We start from the raw sequence: 14,619 nt of genomic DNA, 5'->3' as shown, positions 1-14,619 counted from the left end.
TATGTTTAATTTCAGATTACAGCCGGTATTAAAACACAGAAAACTGGTAGAAGAACAGCTGATGCTTGAATTTGCAGATAGAAAAAGGAACCTCTATTCTGAGAAAGAAACATTGAAAAAGCTGAGAAGAGAGAGGGCGGATTTGATCTCCCGGTTGAAAAAGATGGGCGAGACAAAGCTGAGCGCGGCTGATGCTTCAATTTATCTTTCTTATATCAGTCACATTAAGGATGAGGAAAATCACAGGGAAGAGATTGTCTGTCAGATTGGAAAGGAGCTGGAAGAGAAAAGAATAAAGCTTGTTGATGCTTCAAGAAAGAGAAGAATCCTGGAAATTATTAAAGAAAAAAAACTGGGAGAATACAGGTTGTCTTTGATCGTCAGGGAACAGAAAGAGCTGGATGAGTCCTGGCTTTTAAAATTCGGCAGGAGCGTGAAAATTGAAGAAGTTGATAATTGCCTGTAACCTTTTGATATTGTTTATTGTTCTGCTAAAGATTGCAGCTGTCGTAGGAATAATAAAAAATTCAGAAACCGCAAACTCTCTTCTGACTGTAAACAAGGCAGCAGCGGATTCGCCGGTTAAGGCTGGTTTTGAACCTATGGCGAGGGACATAAACGAGGACAGCCTGTCAGGAGAAAGGAAGCTTCTATCTTCATTGTTAGAGAAGCAAAAGGCGCTTGATGACCGGGAAAACTTTTTACAGTCTGAAGAAAGAAGATTAAATTTGTTAAAAGATGAAATACTTTCCAAAATCAACAGCTTGCAGGAGTTAGAGAAGAGATTGACAGGGCTTCTTGAAATGGTTGAGGAAAGAAATAATATTAAATACAAGAATATAGCAAAGGTTTATGAATCTACTCCTCCTGCCCGGGCCGGTTCCATGTTGGAAAAACTGGATATCAAGACAGCCGCGGCTATAATTATGAACATGAAAAGCAAAAGCGCCGGAGCGATATTAGGGTATGTAAGTCCAGCCAGATCTGTAGAGATAACCAGAGCCATAACCATGCAGGCGAAACCGGCCGAGTAGTTAAGCAGGAAAGTATTTGAGAGTCGGCATTTTTTTCAAGTCAACGGGCAATATTTGCCCCGCCCCAAGTTTCCATCCCAAGCTATTTTCATAACACACCGATATTATACATAATCCTCAAGGCCCAAGGTGTGGCATGCCTTTTGCTCTTATACTTTTGTAAGGCATTGATTAATGCCATTAACTTAAGAAAACCCGGAGACGCACACTGCGAGGTTTTTACCACGAAGAGCATGAAGTGAGCGAAGATAAAGAAAAAAATCCTTAGTGTCCTTCGTGGTGATCAATAATAAAACAGTCTAACTTATAGAACTTATTGCAAGTTTAGCATTAAAGGGAATTGGTGATTCAATAATGACAGAATTAAATTTGGTGAATTTACAACAGGACGTCGGTCTTCCTGGTTCATCTGAAAAATTGCAGAAAGGGAAGGCCGGTAAGGAACCGGAGCAGATGATGCCGTTTGCCTGTGTAATGGGGAACGCATGCCGTACAACGACACAAAAGACGGAGAAAGCTCCACTTAATGTCCGCCCTGACAAAGGGAAGATTGGGGGGCGTTCCGATAAAGGTAATGCGACCAGGCGATGCAATACCTTTAATATAGATTCGGATAATAATATCATGGGCGCTGGGAAGGATAAGACCGAAAAAACGAATCGATCGCTACTGGTTAAAGGCAAGGGCATTGCGGAAAGTTCACACGGTGCCATTCTGAAGGGCGAAGCAACGATGGATATCAATCCCTTTATGAATGCGTCAAAAGGCAAGAGGACAAAAATAAACAGATCATTTTCCGGTAAGATTGATTTGCTGTCGAAGAGAGATGTCCAAAAGCAGACCCGGGGGAAAGTTAAAAATCTGCAGGTGAGCAGTGGCCCTAAGAAGAGCGAGGCCGGAATAAACCATGCCTTGACCGGAGATGCCAGGGGCTCGCTGAAATCTGGATTGAATAAGCAAAGCATTGAATCAGGGCTGCCGAAGTCAGGGATAATCGGAGTAGTTGCCGGAAAGGATGCGGCTTTTAAGAAAAGCATGGGAGCAAGAGTTGCTGATCCTGTTGGAGAAAATTTCAGGACAGTAAAGGGCGCGGTTGCTGTTTCTAAAGGTGTTGACTTTAAGGAGAGCGGAGGCGGAATAAACAACGCCCTGGTCAGCGGTCAGAGGACAAAGAATAAAGAACAGAGGGCAAAAATGGAGAATGCCCCCGGACTTTTGAAATCCGGTTTGAAGAATGCGGCTGTTGTGGAAGGAAAGAGCGTTGCAGAGCCTGACAAAACAGAAAAAAAATCTTTTACACTTGTAAAGAGCGGCCACAGAAATGACATCGGGAATTCACTGAAACATTTGGGCCTTAATGTTGAAGAGGCTGCTGCCGAGCATAAAAAAACAGGAGTTAAGGAATTCCCCGATCATAAAACAGAGATTCTTCACAAAGGAATTCCAATACCGGAGCGTTCATCCGGCAGTGGTTTTTCCGCCAATGGATATCATAATGCGACTTTTCATGCATCCGGCAGATCGTCGTCCGTTAATGAGAGCGTGAACAGTCGCGCCATAGAACCACGGGCTTTGATCAATCAGATTGCATCCAGCGTAAAAAGGCCTGGAAGGGTGAGACTTACGCTCAATCCACCCCGTCTGGGCACACTGAATGTGGATGTGCTTGTCAGGGATAATAAAGTGCATGTTATGCTTCAGCCGGAAAATAATGATGTTAGGCAGATATTGCAGTCAAATATGGAAAGTCTCAAAAGCTCTCTTCGTAATCACGGATTGATCGTTGATACCATAAATGTGTCTGTTCAGGAAAAATCGGATGGCGCTAATTATGGCGCTGATTATAGATCAGGGCAAAACGAAACATTATTTAGAGAAGGCGGAAAACGGGAAGGGAACCAGGAAGACCAGGGAGGTGGGCAAGATTTTGTGAATCATGACCCAACATTGCTTGAGGAAGAAAACCCGCGCTTCCGGAGTGGCGAGCGTATCAGTTTGTTTGCGTAAATGTAACCGTTCAGCCACAAAGGAACAACAGATGAATATGATTGACAAATTATACTATAACATTAGTGTCTTTGAGGCTGAATTATTGCAAAAAAAGTTAAGGAGGGTATGAAATGACAGGCATAGACGGTATAATCGGCAGCAGCGGAAGTTTGCAGATTCTTGAAAAGAGTACGAGCACGATGGGAAAGGATGATTTTCTGAAAATGATGATAGCCCAGCTTCAACATCAGGATCCTCTCAATCCGCTTGATGGCACGGATTTTACAGCGCAGCTTGCTCAGTTTTCCAGCCTTGAACAGTTGAGCAATATGAATACTCAGCTGGAAACCCTGGGTCTTTATCAGTCCTCGTTAAATAATTCCCAATCGGTAAGTTTTATAGGCAAGGAAATAACCGCGAGAGGCGATGCTGTTAAAGTAGATGGAGCCTCTGCCGACCTTGCTTATAATTTGTCGGAACCGGCTGAAGTTTCAATCAGAATTTATAATGAAAACGGCACACTTGTGGATACTCTCGAATTAGGAGCTCAACAAGAGGGGGAAAATTCAGTTGCCTGGGATTGCAGCGGTGTTGCGCCCGGCAATTATACATTCGAAGTGTCCGCAAATGATTCCAGCGGAGATGCTGTGACCTCTTATACAAGGATAAAAGGGAGGGTAACCGGTATTTCTTTTGAGGAAGGGTCTCCCGTTCTCTTTGTTAACGGGCAGGATATTTCTTTTGGGGATGTAATTTCTGTGAATGAACCAGAGGCTTAACAAAAGGTAACCATTCACGGTTTGTATTTATCGGTTCAGGGTTGAAAAAAACAGAAGGTAGAGGAGAATTATGGGGACCTCTTTTGAAGATTTAGAAGTTCGGGCAAAATCTTGCAGGTTATCGGTACGTCTTTATAAATTATTAAGAGATTGCCGTGATTATGCAATGAAAGATCAAATGTTGCGCTCATCTATATCTATTCCATCAAGTATCGCGGAAGGAAGCGAAAGAAAGAGTATTCCGGATTTCCAGCGGTTTATAAATATTGCACAAAAATCGGCTGTGGATCTGAGAGCGCAGATTTATATTTCACGAGAGCTTAATATATTTTCTGATTTAGATGCAAAGGAATTAATTCAAGACTTGAAATCAATATCCAAAACTCTTCAATCCTTGCATGGTTCATTGAAAAAACCGTTAACCGACAACCGTGAACGGTTACAACAAAAAGGGAGGTAAGAAAAATGGGAAGTTCATTATTTGCCGGTATTTCAGGCCTGGCATCAAGCAGCAAGCAGTTGGACGTTATCGGTAACAACATAGCCAATGTCAACACAACCGGGTTCAAGGCCGGGAAAATACATTTCGGCGATATTTTAAGTCAAAGCGTATCAGGTGGATCTGGAGGCGGTATGCAGGTTGGACGTGGCGTGGACGTAACTGGTATAACTACACAATTTTCTTCGGGATCATTCGAGACAACGTCAAATGCCACTGATCTTGCTGTTGACGGCGACGGTTTTTTCATAGTCCAGGATGCCGAAGGGGGAGAGTACTACACCAGGGCCGGCGCATTTCATCTCGATAATCAGGGTTATCTTGTTGACGTCAATGGTTATAAGGTGCAGGGTTATAACCTTACCGGAGCCGATCCTTATACGCCATTGGACATTTCTCTTGCCAACGTACAGTCCACCCCGGCCGCCACAACTTCAATCGGTGTCGGCGCAAATCTCAATGCTGAGGCGGTTGACGGGGAAACCTTTAACGCATCCCAGACGGCTTACGATTCTCTCGGCGGTATCCACGCACTCAAAGTGACTTTTCAAAAAACAGAAGAAGATGGATGCTGGGGTTTCAATGCCTATCTCGACAACGTTGTCGCTACAGGGCAGAACTATTCGGGCGTTAAATTTGATACAGATGGTGTTCTTGAGTATGTGTACAGCTCGACCGGCACTGATACTATTACCGATAATACGAGTAGCGGTGTTGTGACTGCGGATGTAACGGAAAATATTCCAGCCGCAATAACCGCTGACGGGTCAATTACACTGACAAGAGGTGCGGTTGCCGGCACATGGACAGCGGCAAATGTCTTGGGTTACGCTAACGTTGCGGTCGTTGCTTCCAGTGATGCTCAAATAACAGTTGATCTTGATGACACTGTTGGTTCTACTGATCTTACCGTGGCCCTTCCCAGTGGTACCTGGTATGAAGGCGACGTAATTACAGTAACACTCACTCTCGCAACCACTTCTGCTGCGGCTGCGGTAACCACTCACGCCACCATGAACGGCGCTGTGACAGATACGATAAATAATGAGGGCCAGTTGTATCAGGACGGCACTCTTGTATTGACGAGGGGAGCAACCGCCGGCACCTGGGCGGTAAGCGACAAGGACGGCTATACGAATGTAGCGGTACTCGCGTCTTCGGATACCTCGATTACGCTTGATTTTGATGGCGCCGGAGTCGCCGACGTCACACTTGCCCTGACAGGTACGTGGGCCGCGGGTAACACGATTGAGTATGCAATCGTCCAGACAGAGGTAGCCCCTGTCGACATCAGTCTGACGATGCCCATCATTCCAGGCGCGACCATTGGAACCGCAGGTGTGGTAGCATGGGATCTGGTCGGTACGACAGCGGAGGCCTTAACCGGATATGCGAGCACATCCGTGGTAAGGGCACTGGTTCATGACGGATATTCCTCCGGTTCATTGAAGAGCATTTCCGTGATAGCGGATGGCACAATCAGCGGTTTTTTTACCAATGGTCAGACATCCGATATCGCCCAGGTCGTTTTGGCAGACTTTCCCAATACATCAGGTCTGAAACGGATGGGGAAGAATCTTTTCGGCACAACCGTGGATTCGGGAACTGCCGTAGTCAATAAGGCCGGATCAGCGGGTATGGGAGATATCAGCCCGAACTCGCTTGAGATGTCAAATACCGATATCGCGACGGAATTCATCAATATGATTACAGCGCAAAGGGCATATCAGGCCAGCGCAAAGATCGTTACCGTAACCGACCAGATGATGGCCGAGCTGATGAACATCAAGAGATAAAAATTAATTAGATTCGAAGGGTTCACGGTTCAAGGTTAGAGAACCGTGAACCTGACAACCTGGGCGGTTATATGTCAAATTTCTGACGACCCGTCAAAAACCCTTTCTGTTCAGGGATCAGGGATCAGGGGCTATTACGTCTTTCACCCTCGACCTGAGACCTTTGCAAAACACCAATATTGTCATTGCGAGCGAAGCGAAGCAATCTTATAACATATTGATAATCCACGAGATTACTTCGTCGTGTCGCTCCTTGCAATGACTAAAACAGCAGTTATGCAAAGGTCTCGACCTTTGACCACACGGTTTACGGTTTACACTATTTCCTTTAATCAACTGTTAACTGTAAACCGATAACCGTAAACTGTTAACCCCGACCCCCGACCCCCGACCCCCGACCCCCGACCCCCGATCCCTAATCCCTGATCCCTGATCCCTGATCCCTGATCCTCTTGGCACACTCTTTGCTTTTCCAAAGTCCCATATGGATATATCAACTATTTTAGGAATTATAGTAGGGTTTGGCCTTGTGGGCGGCGCCGTAATGATGGGTGGCGGAGCGTCTTGGTTTGTAAATCTTCCTTCCATAATGATTGTTGCAGGCGGGACTTTCGGCGCCGTACTTATCAACTATCCCATCGCAGATATACTTGGGGTGGCAAAGGTGGCAAAGCGTGTATTTTTCCGGCAGAAACTGAAAACAGAGAAAATGATAGAAATGCTGCTGGATATGTCAAAGATTGCCAGACGCGACGGGATACTGGGCCTTGAGGACAAAATGGCAGATATTAAAGATCCCTTCTTTGCCAAAGGGGTAACGTTGATGATAGATGGCGTTGAACCGGTTACCCTTTCCAGAATTCTTAATACGGAACTTGAATACATTTCCGAGAGGCACAGCCTGGGAGCGGAGATGTTTACAACCATGGGGAATTTTGCGCCTGCCATGGGAATGGTGGGAACCCTGATAGGATTGATAAAGATGCTGGTGCAGATGGATGATCCCTCCTCCATAGGACCGGCCATGGCTGTTGCCCTTGTAACCACCTTTTATGGCGTAATCCTGGCAAATCTGGTTTTCCTGCCTGCCGCCGGCAAACTGAAGAGGCGAAGCAACAGTGAACTTATGCAAAAGCAGCTGATGATAAGCGGCATCCTCTCTATCCAGGCGGGAGACAATCCAAGGGTTCTGGAAGATAAGCTCCATTCGTTCATAGCGCCTGGGCAGAGAAAATCTGTGTTTTAGGTGGCAGTTTGGCCAGTAAGACACAAAGGGACAAAGGCACAAAGGGTGGATATGATTGACAAATTATATTATAAACTTAGTGTCTTAGTGGCGAAATTATTAATATTTTAGATATGGAAGAGGAACCAGGAAAGAGCAATAAGAAAAAAGAGACTCAGGCTGCGGGCTGGGAGATGATATACTGTTCTCTTGTGCTGATTATAGTGGCTCTTTTTGCCATGCTTGTGTCGTATTCAAGTGTCAGGCATGATAAAATAAAAAACTTTCTAAAACAAGATGTGTCGTCCCCGGAAAACGCTGAGTCCTATAAAGGCAGTGACACCCTGAATCTCTCGCCGGATATTTTGGGAGATCAAAATGAATTTGCCATGCCGGCCATGAAATCCCTGGAAGTATATTTTCGACAGACAGGCCTGGATAAATCGATCAGCATAGAAAAAACCAGGAAAGGGTTCAGGATTATTTTTGGAAGCAATGTATTGTTTTCATCAGGAGCTGCTGAAATAAATAAAGAGGCTTATTCCTATTTTGATGAGATAATAAAGATAGTGAGAAACAACCCTTTTACCGTAAGGGTGGAAGGCCATACTGATAGCGTTCCGATAAACACCCCCGAGTTCCCGTCGAACTGGGAACTGTCAACAACCCGTGCTGTTAATATCCTGCGGTATCTTCTTGAGAAAGGAGAATTTTCAGAGGATAGACTGTCCGCAGTCGGGTTCAGTCAATATCATCCTGTTGAATCAAATGATACATCTGAAGGCAGACAGAAAAACCGGAGGGTTGAATTTTATTTTGAAAAGCAGATCTAAAAAACCGGAAGATAAAGGAGGGGCGTGGCTTTTAACCTTTAATGATATGGTGACACTGCTGCTTACATTTCTGGTTTTAGTGCTTTCGCTTTCAGAAATGGATAAATCTAAACTGGCAGCCTTATCTGGTTCCATGAATGCTGTATTTGATACGCCGAAACTAAAAAAAGAGGATGTGAAGGTTTTTACCCCATTTGTTATTCCTATAAGAAATAAGGCCATGATGTTTGAGAAAAAAAAGAGAGAATTGGCCGAGCGTGTAAACAAAGCAGCCGGAATGACCGCAGGAACGACCGGAGAGGGAGCTTCTGCTGTTCCTGAAGGCATGGCTATGGCAAAGGTGATAAAAGAGGGGGTTCGCGTTACCCTGGTTGAAAAGCTGTTATTTGAGGCAGGTACGGCCGAAATTGAAGAAAAAAATCGGCCTGCCCTTAAATCACTTTGTTCTATTTTTCAAAAAACCGACAGCCTGATAAGGGTAGAGGGACATACGGATGATATTCCGATAAACACTCCTGGGTTTCCGTCGAACTGGGAACTGTCAACCGCCCGGGCCGTGAATGTTATCAAATATTTCATTTCCCAGGGCGGCATTCTCCCGGAAAGACTCTCTGCAGCAGGCTATGGTGATTCAAAACCTCTTTTACCGAATGTGAGCGATCACAACAGGGATATCAACAGGAGGGTGGAGGTTATTTTAGCATTAAAGGAAGAGTAACAGGTCAGCCACAATTTTAGCGTCTTTGTGGCTGAACTACTGCAAAAAAGGTTGAGGAGGGTGTGCTAATGGTTGAAGAAGAAAAGGAAGAAGCGGAGCTCGAAGAAAAAGAACCAAAAAAAGGCAAGAAATCGATTATTAAATGGATTGTAGTGTTTTTGGGGGTAGTGATTTTAGCGGCAGCAGGTTTTGCCGGGTGGACATACTATAAGACCCATCTTTCCGGTTCAGAAAAAGCAAGTGTCGGACAGACCGTTCAGGAACCGGGTGTTTGGTCAATGGGCAGTCTGGTCATAAATTTAATGGATGATAACGGTGAAAGGTACTTAAAGGCTGTGATCCAGATCGAGGTGTCTAATCAGGATGCTGTGTTGGAGCTGGACCTGTTAAAACCAAAAATTACAGACAGCATTCTTGGTCTCCTTTCATCAAAAAGCTATAAGGAGATCGCAGGCTTTGAGGGGAAACAGCGTCTTAAAGACGAGATCGCCATGCGTCTGAATAGTCATCTTACTAAAGGTCAGGTCAGAAGGGTCTATTTTACCGAATTTCTTATACAATAGATGGATTAAGAAGGATTAAGGAGTAAGGAGACAACTTAGATGTCCCAGATACTGTCACAGGAAGAGGTGGATGCCCTTTTAAAGGGGGTATCAGAAGGTGAGGTTGAGACAAAGCAGCAAGAAGAAGACCATGATCCGTCAAAAGTCCATCCATATGATTTAACCGGCCAGGAAAGAATTGTAAAAGGAAGGATGCCGGCCCTGGAGACGACAGCTGAAAGATTTGCCAGAATGTTCAGAACAACCCTGTCGTCGGTGTTGAAAAAGATTGTCACTGTTAACACTTTATCGGTGCATATGGCCAAGTATGAAGAATTTATGAAAACAATTCCAGTGCCTGCGAGTCTTAATCTCTTTAAAATGAATCCATTAAAAGGGGTTTCACTTTTTATTATTGAATCGCGAGTTATATTTGCTCTGGTTGATATTATCTTCGGTGGATCCGGACGGGAAACGGTTAAAATTGAGGGAAGGGAGTTTACAATCATAGAAAACAATCTGATAAAGAAGATTGTATTAAACGCACTGTCTGATTTTAAAGAGGTGTGGAAAACAATTATACAACTTGATGTCGTCTATCAGAGAGCGGAAACAAATCCACAGTTTGTACAGCTTGTAGCGGCTACTGACGTTGTGCTTGTTATGCAATTTGAAGTTGACCTGGGTTTTTCTTCGGGCAAAATTAATTTTTGCATACCTTATTTAATGATAGAGCCGATCAGTAAAAAATTACAGGCAGGTTATCAGGAAGAAACATTTGTGGCTGATAAAGAATGGACGAACAGCTTTGAGAAGGGTCTTAGACGCGTAAATGTAAACCTCACTGTTGAGCTGGGCAGAACGGAGCTGAGCGGAAGAGAAGTTGTAAGCCTGAAAAAGGGGGATGTTATATCTCTGGATCAATATTGCAGCGATAGTCTGGATGTTTATGTGGAAAATATCCTTAAGTTTAAGGGACAGCCAGGGCTTTATAAAGGTAACCGTGCGATAGAGGTGACAAAACTTATGATTGGGGAAGAGGTGTATTGATATGGAACAGAATGAGTCGGCGGAAGAAGTAAAAGAAACAAAAAACGATAAAGAAATCGGCGGGGACGATGTTCAGGAGGAGATGAAGGCATCTGTCAAGCCGGTTGAAGAAAAGCCGGTTGAAGAAAAGCCAGTTGAAGAAAAGCCAGTTGAAGAAAAGCCGGTTGAAGAAAAGCCGGTTAAGAAAAAACCGGTTGAGAAAAAAGAGGTTAGTAACGTCAGGTTCGAGGAAATAAAACAGGGTAAAACAAAAAAATCAGAGCTGGATCTGGATTTTATTCTGGATATACCCCTCACAGTGACTGTTGAGCTGGGCAGAGGAAGGATGTTGATAAGTGAGCTTCTTCAGTTAGGCCAGAGTTCGGTTATAGAGTTGACGAAATTTGCAGGAGAGCCGATGGATGTTTTTATCAACAATCGATTGGTTGCCATGGGTGAAGTGGTTGTGGTTAATGAGAAGTTCGGGGTTAGATTGACGGACATCGTTTCCCCTGCCGAGAGACTTAATACCTTGAAGTAATTATTTGAGGAGCGCCATGAATTCACTGGAATTGTTTCCCTCTCTTTTGAAAATAATATCTGCCCTTGCCGTTACGGTGGGGATTATGATTGTTGCCGCGTATCTGTTTAAAAAAATCATGAAAAAGGGAGAAGGGGGGATCAATGGCAGAGAATTGATAAAGATTTTATCTGCTAAATACCTGGGGACCAAGAGCAGTATAATGCTTATTGATGTGCTGGGCAACATTATGGTGATCGGCGTTTCGAGCAGCAAGATATCCCTGTTGACGGAGATTGTGGATTCTGAATCGCTTGAACAACTGAAAGATATTCAAGAGCAGAAAGGCAAAAGCGCCTCTTTTTCTGATTATTTGAAGAGATTGTTGAAGTGACGGATAAACCACATAACCGTAAACAGTTACTTAACGACTCAACGAGGTCATAAATTGACACTTTTTACGAGACCATCAAGATTTGATACCCGGAAATATCTTATATGCATCCTGGTAATTTTGGGACTTGTTTTTTTTGCAGGCTCTTCGTTGGGACAATCATTTTCCGTTCCCTCGATAAGTTTGAATGTCGGGGACGGTGGTGATGAACCAGGCAGGGTAGCGGTAGTTATTCAACTGCTGCTTCTTCTTACAATACTTTCTCTTGCCCCGGCAATACTTGTAATGTTGACTTCGTTCACTCGAATTGTTGTCGTCCTTTCCCTTCTAAGACATGCTCTTGGCACGCAGCAGATGCCTGCAAACCAGATTATCATTGGATTAGCTCTTTTCCTGACCTTTTTTATCATGACACCGGTCTGGAATGATATAAATTCGCGGGCGCTGCAGCCGTATATTAATGAAGAGATATCGGCAGAAAGGGCCTTTGACCTGGCAACGCAGCCCATAAAGGAATTTATGTTAAAACAGGCCAGAGAAAAAGATATTGCCCTTTTTGTCAAGATTTCAAGAGAGGAAAGGCCTAAAAACCCCGATGAGATCAAACTTCCCGTATTAATGCCGGCCTTTGTAATCAGTGAATTAAAGACGGCTTTTCAAATCGGGTTTATGATCTATCTTCCTTTTTTGATACTGGACATGGTCATTGCCAGCGTGCTTTTATCAATGGGAATGATGATGCTTCCACCTGTAATGATAAGCCTGCCGTTCAAACTACTCCTTTTTGTGCTGGTTGACGGGTGGAATTTAGTAATCGGTTCACTGGTTCAAAGTTTTGTTTAGGAGAGGTGCGCATGACTGTTGATATGATTATTGGGCTGGCCGCCGAAGCCATAAAGGTTACCTTGCTGCTTGCAGCCCCCATGCTTACAGTGGGCCTTGCTGTAGGCCTTATTGTCAGCATCTTTCAGGCAGTAACTCAGATTCAGGAAATGACATTGACATTTGTTCCTAAAATAGTTGCCGTTATGGTGGGCCTCATTATTGCGCTCCCATGGATGATCAACCTTATGGTTACTTATACACAGAAACTCTTTCAATCCATACCGATGTATATAAAGTGAGGGATTAAGGGATTAGGAGGTGAGAGGGTGAGAGGGTGAGAGGGTGAGAGGGTAGGAGGGTAGGAAGAGCAGAAAGGAAGAGGGTGAGAAGTTTTGTTTTTGAGCTCTTTACTAATTTTTTCATCTTCTTACCTTCTGCTTTTGAATCATGAATATGCCGCAAATAACCGCAGAACAGGTTGAGACGTTTATTTTTATACTTCTCAGGGTGACTTCGATTATAGCAACCATGCCTATTTTAGGGAACACGACTGTCCCTGTCAGGGTAAAAGGCGGGCTGTCTCTGATGATAGTATTTCTCCTCTTCCCCTTTGTTAAACTCCATATCTTGTCTCCTGATATTCTATCGTTGGCATTGGGAATGGCCGGGGAAGTTATGATTGGCGTTACTATAGGGTTGGTGGGCAGACTGGTCTTTGCCGGAGTGCAGCTTGCAGGACAGCTTGCAGGCTTTCAAATGGGTTTTGCCATTGTAAATGTGTTTGATCCAATAACCAGCGCGCAGGTTTCAATTATAGCTGAACTTCAATATCTGCTTGCCATGCTGGTATTTCTTGCTGTTGATGGTCACCATCTCTTTTTATACGCTATTGCTGAAAGTTACAGAATTGTTCCTGTCCTGGGTTTTCATTTTTCAGGAAAATTAATGCAGGCAATGGTTGAGTTTTCAAAAGATATTTTTATCGTTGCGATTAAGACAGGAGCTCCGGTTATCGCCATGCTTTTGATGATAAGTATCGGTTTTGGATTGATTGCCAGGACCGTTCCCCAGATTAATATACTTATCGTTGGATTTCCTTTGAAAATAGCTGTGGGGCTTATATGTATCGGACTTGCTCTTCCCGTTTTTGCAAGAATGGTGGGCAGTATTTTCCTGGATTTTGGAGACAAGCTGAACCTGCTTTTCCATTTAATGTGAGGATTTTTTGACACAAGCGTCAGGGAATGGTCGGGGGTCAGGGATCGGGGGAGCGCGGGAACGAGTTACCCGTGAAACCTGATCCCCGACCCCTGACAACTAAAAATTATGGCTGAACAGAATAAAGATCAGGAAAGGACAGAGCGGGCTACTCCCAAGAAACGGGAAAAGGCGAGAAAGCAGGGCCAGGTTGCAAAAAGCCGGGAGGTTGCATCTGTGGCGGTTCTGCTGGCGTGTCTGGTCTTCTTCTGGTTTGGTTCTTCCGCTTTAGTCGAAAAAATGATGGCTTTTACAAGGTGGTCGCTCGCCCAGGCAGGTGAATTCCATGTTAATTGCGATAATATTCAGCATCTTTCAACCAACCTTGTGTATAAGATTTTTGCCATGCTTTTCCCTCTTCTTACGACTGCATTTTCCATGGCGTTGCTTGCCAATTACATGCAGGTGGGTTTTGTGCTTTCCGCAGAATCGGTGCAGCCGAAACTGTCAAAGATTGATCCGATTAAGGGATTCCAGAAACTGTTTTCAATCAGGTCCCTTGTGGAACTGGCAAAAAGTATATTTAAGATTTCAATAGTCGGTTTTGTTGCTTATGTGACTATCAAGGGGGAAATAGAGAATTTTATTCCGTTGCCGGACCAGAGCGTGTGGGGAATATTGATTTACATCGGCTGGGTTGCCTTCAAGATTATTCTCAGAGTTTGCCTTGTGCTTATAATTCTTGCTGTTTTAGATTATATTTATCAGAAGTGGGAATATGAAAAAAATCTTAAAATGTCAAAACAGGAGGTAAAAGATGAATTCAGGCAGGCAGAAGGAGATCCCCTCGTAAAGGCAAAAATAAAGCGTCTTCAGAGAGATGCGGCCAGAAAAAGAATGATGGCAAGCGTTCCTGAAGCGGATGTGGTTATAACCAATCCCACCCATCTTGCCGTGGCGCTTAGCTATGATCAGACAAGCACGTCTGCGCCGAAGGTGGTTGCTAAAGGGGCTGGTTTCATAGCTGAGAATATAAAAGATATTGCCAGGAAAAACAATGTGCCCATTGTTGATAACAAGCCTCTGGCACGAGTATTGTATAAGAAGGTGGAGGTGGATGAGATGATACCGGCAAATTTGTACAGGGCGGTTGCTGAAGTACTGGCATTTGTTTACAGCATGAAGAGTCGTTGAGGTTAGAGGTCGGAGGGTGAGAAGGTGAGAAGATTAGATATCAGA

General features: G+C 44.2%; 17 protein-coding genes. All 17 read left to right on the top strand.

Going from position 1 to position 14,619, the window contains the following annotated elements; all coding sequences use genetic code 11:
* The first annotated feature begins 1 nt into the window (after position 1).
* The 17 genes from fliJ to flhB all read left to right on the top strand — a co-directional run bounded on the left by fliJ (position 2) and on the right by flhB (position 14,574).
* Positions 2-466 (top strand): flagellar export protein FliJ, encoded by a 465-nt coding sequence (gene fliJ / locus VMW78_02375; GenBank protein HUV49855.1) that lies wholly within the window; start codon positions 2-4, stop codon positions 464-466.
* On the top strand, positions 441-1,034 hold the full coding sequence (locus VMW78_02370; protein ID HUV49854.1) for a hypothetical protein: 594 nt from the start codon (positions 441-443) through the stop codon (positions 1,032-1,034). Before fliJ ends, VMW78_02370 begins: the two co-directional genes overlap by 26 nt.
* Before the next feature lie 354 nt (positions 1,035-1,388).
* Positions 1,389-3,041 (top strand): flagellar hook-length control protein FliK, encoded by a 1,653-nt coding sequence (locus tag VMW78_02365; GenBank protein ID HUV49853.1) that lies wholly within the window; start codon positions 1,389-1,391, stop codon positions 3,039-3,041.
* Positions 3,042-3,154: 113 nt separating this feature from the next.
* A complete protein-coding gene (locus tag VMW78_02360; GenBank protein HUV49852.1) occupies positions 3,155-3,802 on the top strand; it encodes a flagellar hook capping FlgD N-terminal domain-containing protein in 648 nt (215 codons plus the stop codon).
* Between the two features lie 70 nt (positions 3,803-3,872).
* Positions 3,873-4,262 (top strand): four helix bundle protein, encoded by a 390-nt coding sequence (locus VMW78_02355; protein HUV49851.1) that lies wholly within the window; start codon positions 3,873-3,875, stop codon positions 4,260-4,262.
* Between the two features lie 5 nt (positions 4,263-4,267).
* Positions 4,268-6,097, top strand: a complete 1,830-nt coding sequence (locus VMW78_02350) for a flagellar hook-basal body complex protein (protein ID HUV49850.1) — start codon at positions 4,268-4,270, stop codon at positions 6,095-6,097.
* A gap of 484 nt (positions 6,098-6,581) precedes the next feature.
* Positions 6,582-7,343, top strand: coding sequence for a MotA/TolQ/ExbB proton channel family protein (locus VMW78_02345; protein ID HUV49849.1), 762 nt, complete (start codon positions 6,582-6,584; stop codon positions 7,341-7,343).
* Between the two features lie 113 nt (positions 7,344-7,456).
* Positions 7,457-8,155 (top strand): OmpA family protein, encoded by a 699-nt coding sequence (locus VMW78_02340; protein HUV49848.1) that lies wholly within the window; start codon positions 7,457-7,459, stop codon positions 8,153-8,155.
* Positions 8,139-8,873, top strand: a complete 735-nt coding sequence (locus tag VMW78_02335) for an OmpA family protein (GenBank protein HUV49847.1) — start codon at positions 8,139-8,141, stop codon at positions 8,871-8,873. The genes VMW78_02340 and VMW78_02335 overlap by 17 nt, the downstream gene beginning before the upstream one ends.
* Positions 8,874-8,941: 68 nt before the next feature.
* A complete protein-coding gene (locus tag VMW78_02330; GenBank protein ID HUV49846.1) occupies positions 8,942-9,436 on the top strand; it encodes a flagellar basal body-associated FliL family protein in 495 nt (164 codons plus the stop codon).
* Between the two features lie 39 nt (positions 9,437-9,475).
* Positions 9,476-10,465, top strand: coding sequence for a flagellar motor switch protein FliM (fliM, locus tag VMW78_02325; protein ID HUV49845.1), 990 nt, complete (start codon positions 9,476-9,478; stop codon positions 10,463-10,465).
* Between the two features lies 1 nt (position 10,466).
* The gene (fliN, locus tag VMW78_02320) at positions 10,467-10,985 is read left to right on the top strand and encodes a flagellar motor switch protein FliN (protein ID HUV49844.1); all 519 of its coding nucleotides are present in this window, start codon (positions 10,467-10,469) and stop codon (positions 10,983-10,985) included.
* A 16-nt stretch (positions 10,986-11,001) separates the two neighbouring features.
* Entirely contained in the window at positions 11,002-11,358 is a 357-nt protein-coding gene (locus VMW78_02315; protein HUV49843.1) for a flagellar biosynthetic protein FliO, read from the top strand.
* A 108-nt stretch (positions 11,359-11,466) separates the two neighbouring features.
* Positions 11,467-12,201, top strand: coding sequence for a flagellar type III secretion system pore protein FliP (gene fliP, locus VMW78_02310; protein ID HUV49842.1), 735 nt, complete (start codon positions 11,467-11,469; stop codon positions 12,199-12,201).
* 11 nt (positions 12,202-12,212) lie between these two features.
* Positions 12,213-12,482 (top strand): flagellar biosynthesis protein FliQ, encoded by a 270-nt coding sequence (gene fliQ, locus VMW78_02305; GenBank protein ID HUV49841.1) that lies wholly within the window; start codon positions 12,213-12,215, stop codon positions 12,480-12,482.
* Positions 12,483-12,636: 154 nt separating this feature from the next.
* Positions 12,637-13,401, top strand: coding sequence for a flagellar biosynthetic protein FliR (gene fliR, locus VMW78_02300; protein ID HUV49840.1), 765 nt, complete (start codon positions 12,637-12,639; stop codon positions 13,399-13,401).
* A 108-nt stretch (positions 13,402-13,509) separates the two neighbouring features.
* A complete protein-coding gene (gene flhB, locus VMW78_02295; protein HUV49839.1) occupies positions 13,510-14,574 on the top strand; it encodes a flagellar biosynthesis protein FlhB in 1,065 nt (354 codons plus the stop codon).
* The last annotated feature ends 45 nt before the right edge of the window (positions 14,575-14,619 follow it).

The organism is Anaerolineae bacterium (assembly GCA_035529315.1).
In the GTDB taxonomy this organism is placed as follows: domain Bacteria; phylum Desulfobacterota; class Desulfobacteria; order Desulfobacterales; family ETH-SRB1; genus Desulfaltia.
The sequence above is the reverse complement of the archived record's forward strand: the minus strand, read 5'-3'. Positions and strand labels throughout refer to the sequence as shown.

What these genes read in the sequence shown, in the direction of transcription:
- fliM (HUV49845.1), top strand. Translation starts at nt 9,476, where the DNA reads ATGTCCCAGATACTGTCACAGGAAGAGGTGGATGCCCTTTTAAAGGGG.
- fliR (HUV49840.1), top strand. Translation starts at nt 12,637, where the DNA reads ATGCCGCAAATAACCGCAGAACAGGTTGAGACGTTTATTTTTATACTT.
- VMW78_02330 (HUV49846.1), top strand. Translation starts at nt 8,942, where the DNA reads ATGGTTGAAGAAGAAAAGGAAGAAGCGGAGCTCGAAGAAAAAGAACCA.
- fliQ (HUV49841.1), top strand. Translation starts at nt 12,213, where the DNA reads ATGACTGTTGATATGATTATTGGGCTGGCCGCCGAAGCCATAAAGGTT.
- VMW78_02355 (HUV49851.1), top strand. Translation starts at nt 3,873, where the DNA reads ATGGGGACCTCTTTTGAAGATTTAGAAGTTCGGGCAAAATCTTGCAGG.
- VMW78_02365 (HUV49853.1), top strand. Translation starts at nt 1,389, where the DNA reads ATGACAGAATTAAATTTGGTGAATTTACAACAGGACGTCGGTCTTCCT.
- VMW78_02315 (HUV49843.1), top strand. Translation starts at nt 11,002, where the DNA reads ATGAATTCACTGGAATTGTTTCCCTCTCTTTTGAAAATAATATCTGCC.
- fliJ (HUV49855.1), top strand. Translation starts at nt 2, where the DNA reads ATGTTTAATTTCAGATTACAGCCGGTATTAAAACACAGAAAACTGGTA.
- VMW78_02350 (HUV49850.1), top strand. Translation starts at nt 4,268, where the DNA reads ATGGGAAGTTCATTATTTGCCGGTATTTCAGGCCTGGCATCAAGCAGC.
- VMW78_02360 (HUV49852.1), top strand. Translation starts at nt 3,155, where the DNA reads ATGACAGGCATAGACGGTATAATCGGCAGCAGCGGAAGTTTGCAGATT.
- VMW78_02345 (HUV49849.1), top strand. Translation starts at nt 6,582, where the DNA reads ATGGATATATCAACTATTTTAGGAATTATAGTAGGGTTTGGCCTTGTG.
- VMW78_02340 (HUV49848.1), top strand. Translation starts at nt 7,457, where the DNA reads ATGGAAGAGGAACCAGGAAAGAGCAATAAGAAAAAAGAGACTCAGGCT.
- fliN (HUV49844.1), top strand. Translation starts at nt 10,467, where the DNA reads ATGGAACAGAATGAGTCGGCGGAAGAAGTAAAAGAAACAAAAAACGAT.
- flhB (HUV49839.1), top strand. Translation starts at nt 13,510, where the DNA reads ATGGCTGAACAGAATAAAGATCAGGAAAGGACAGAGCGGGCTACTCCC.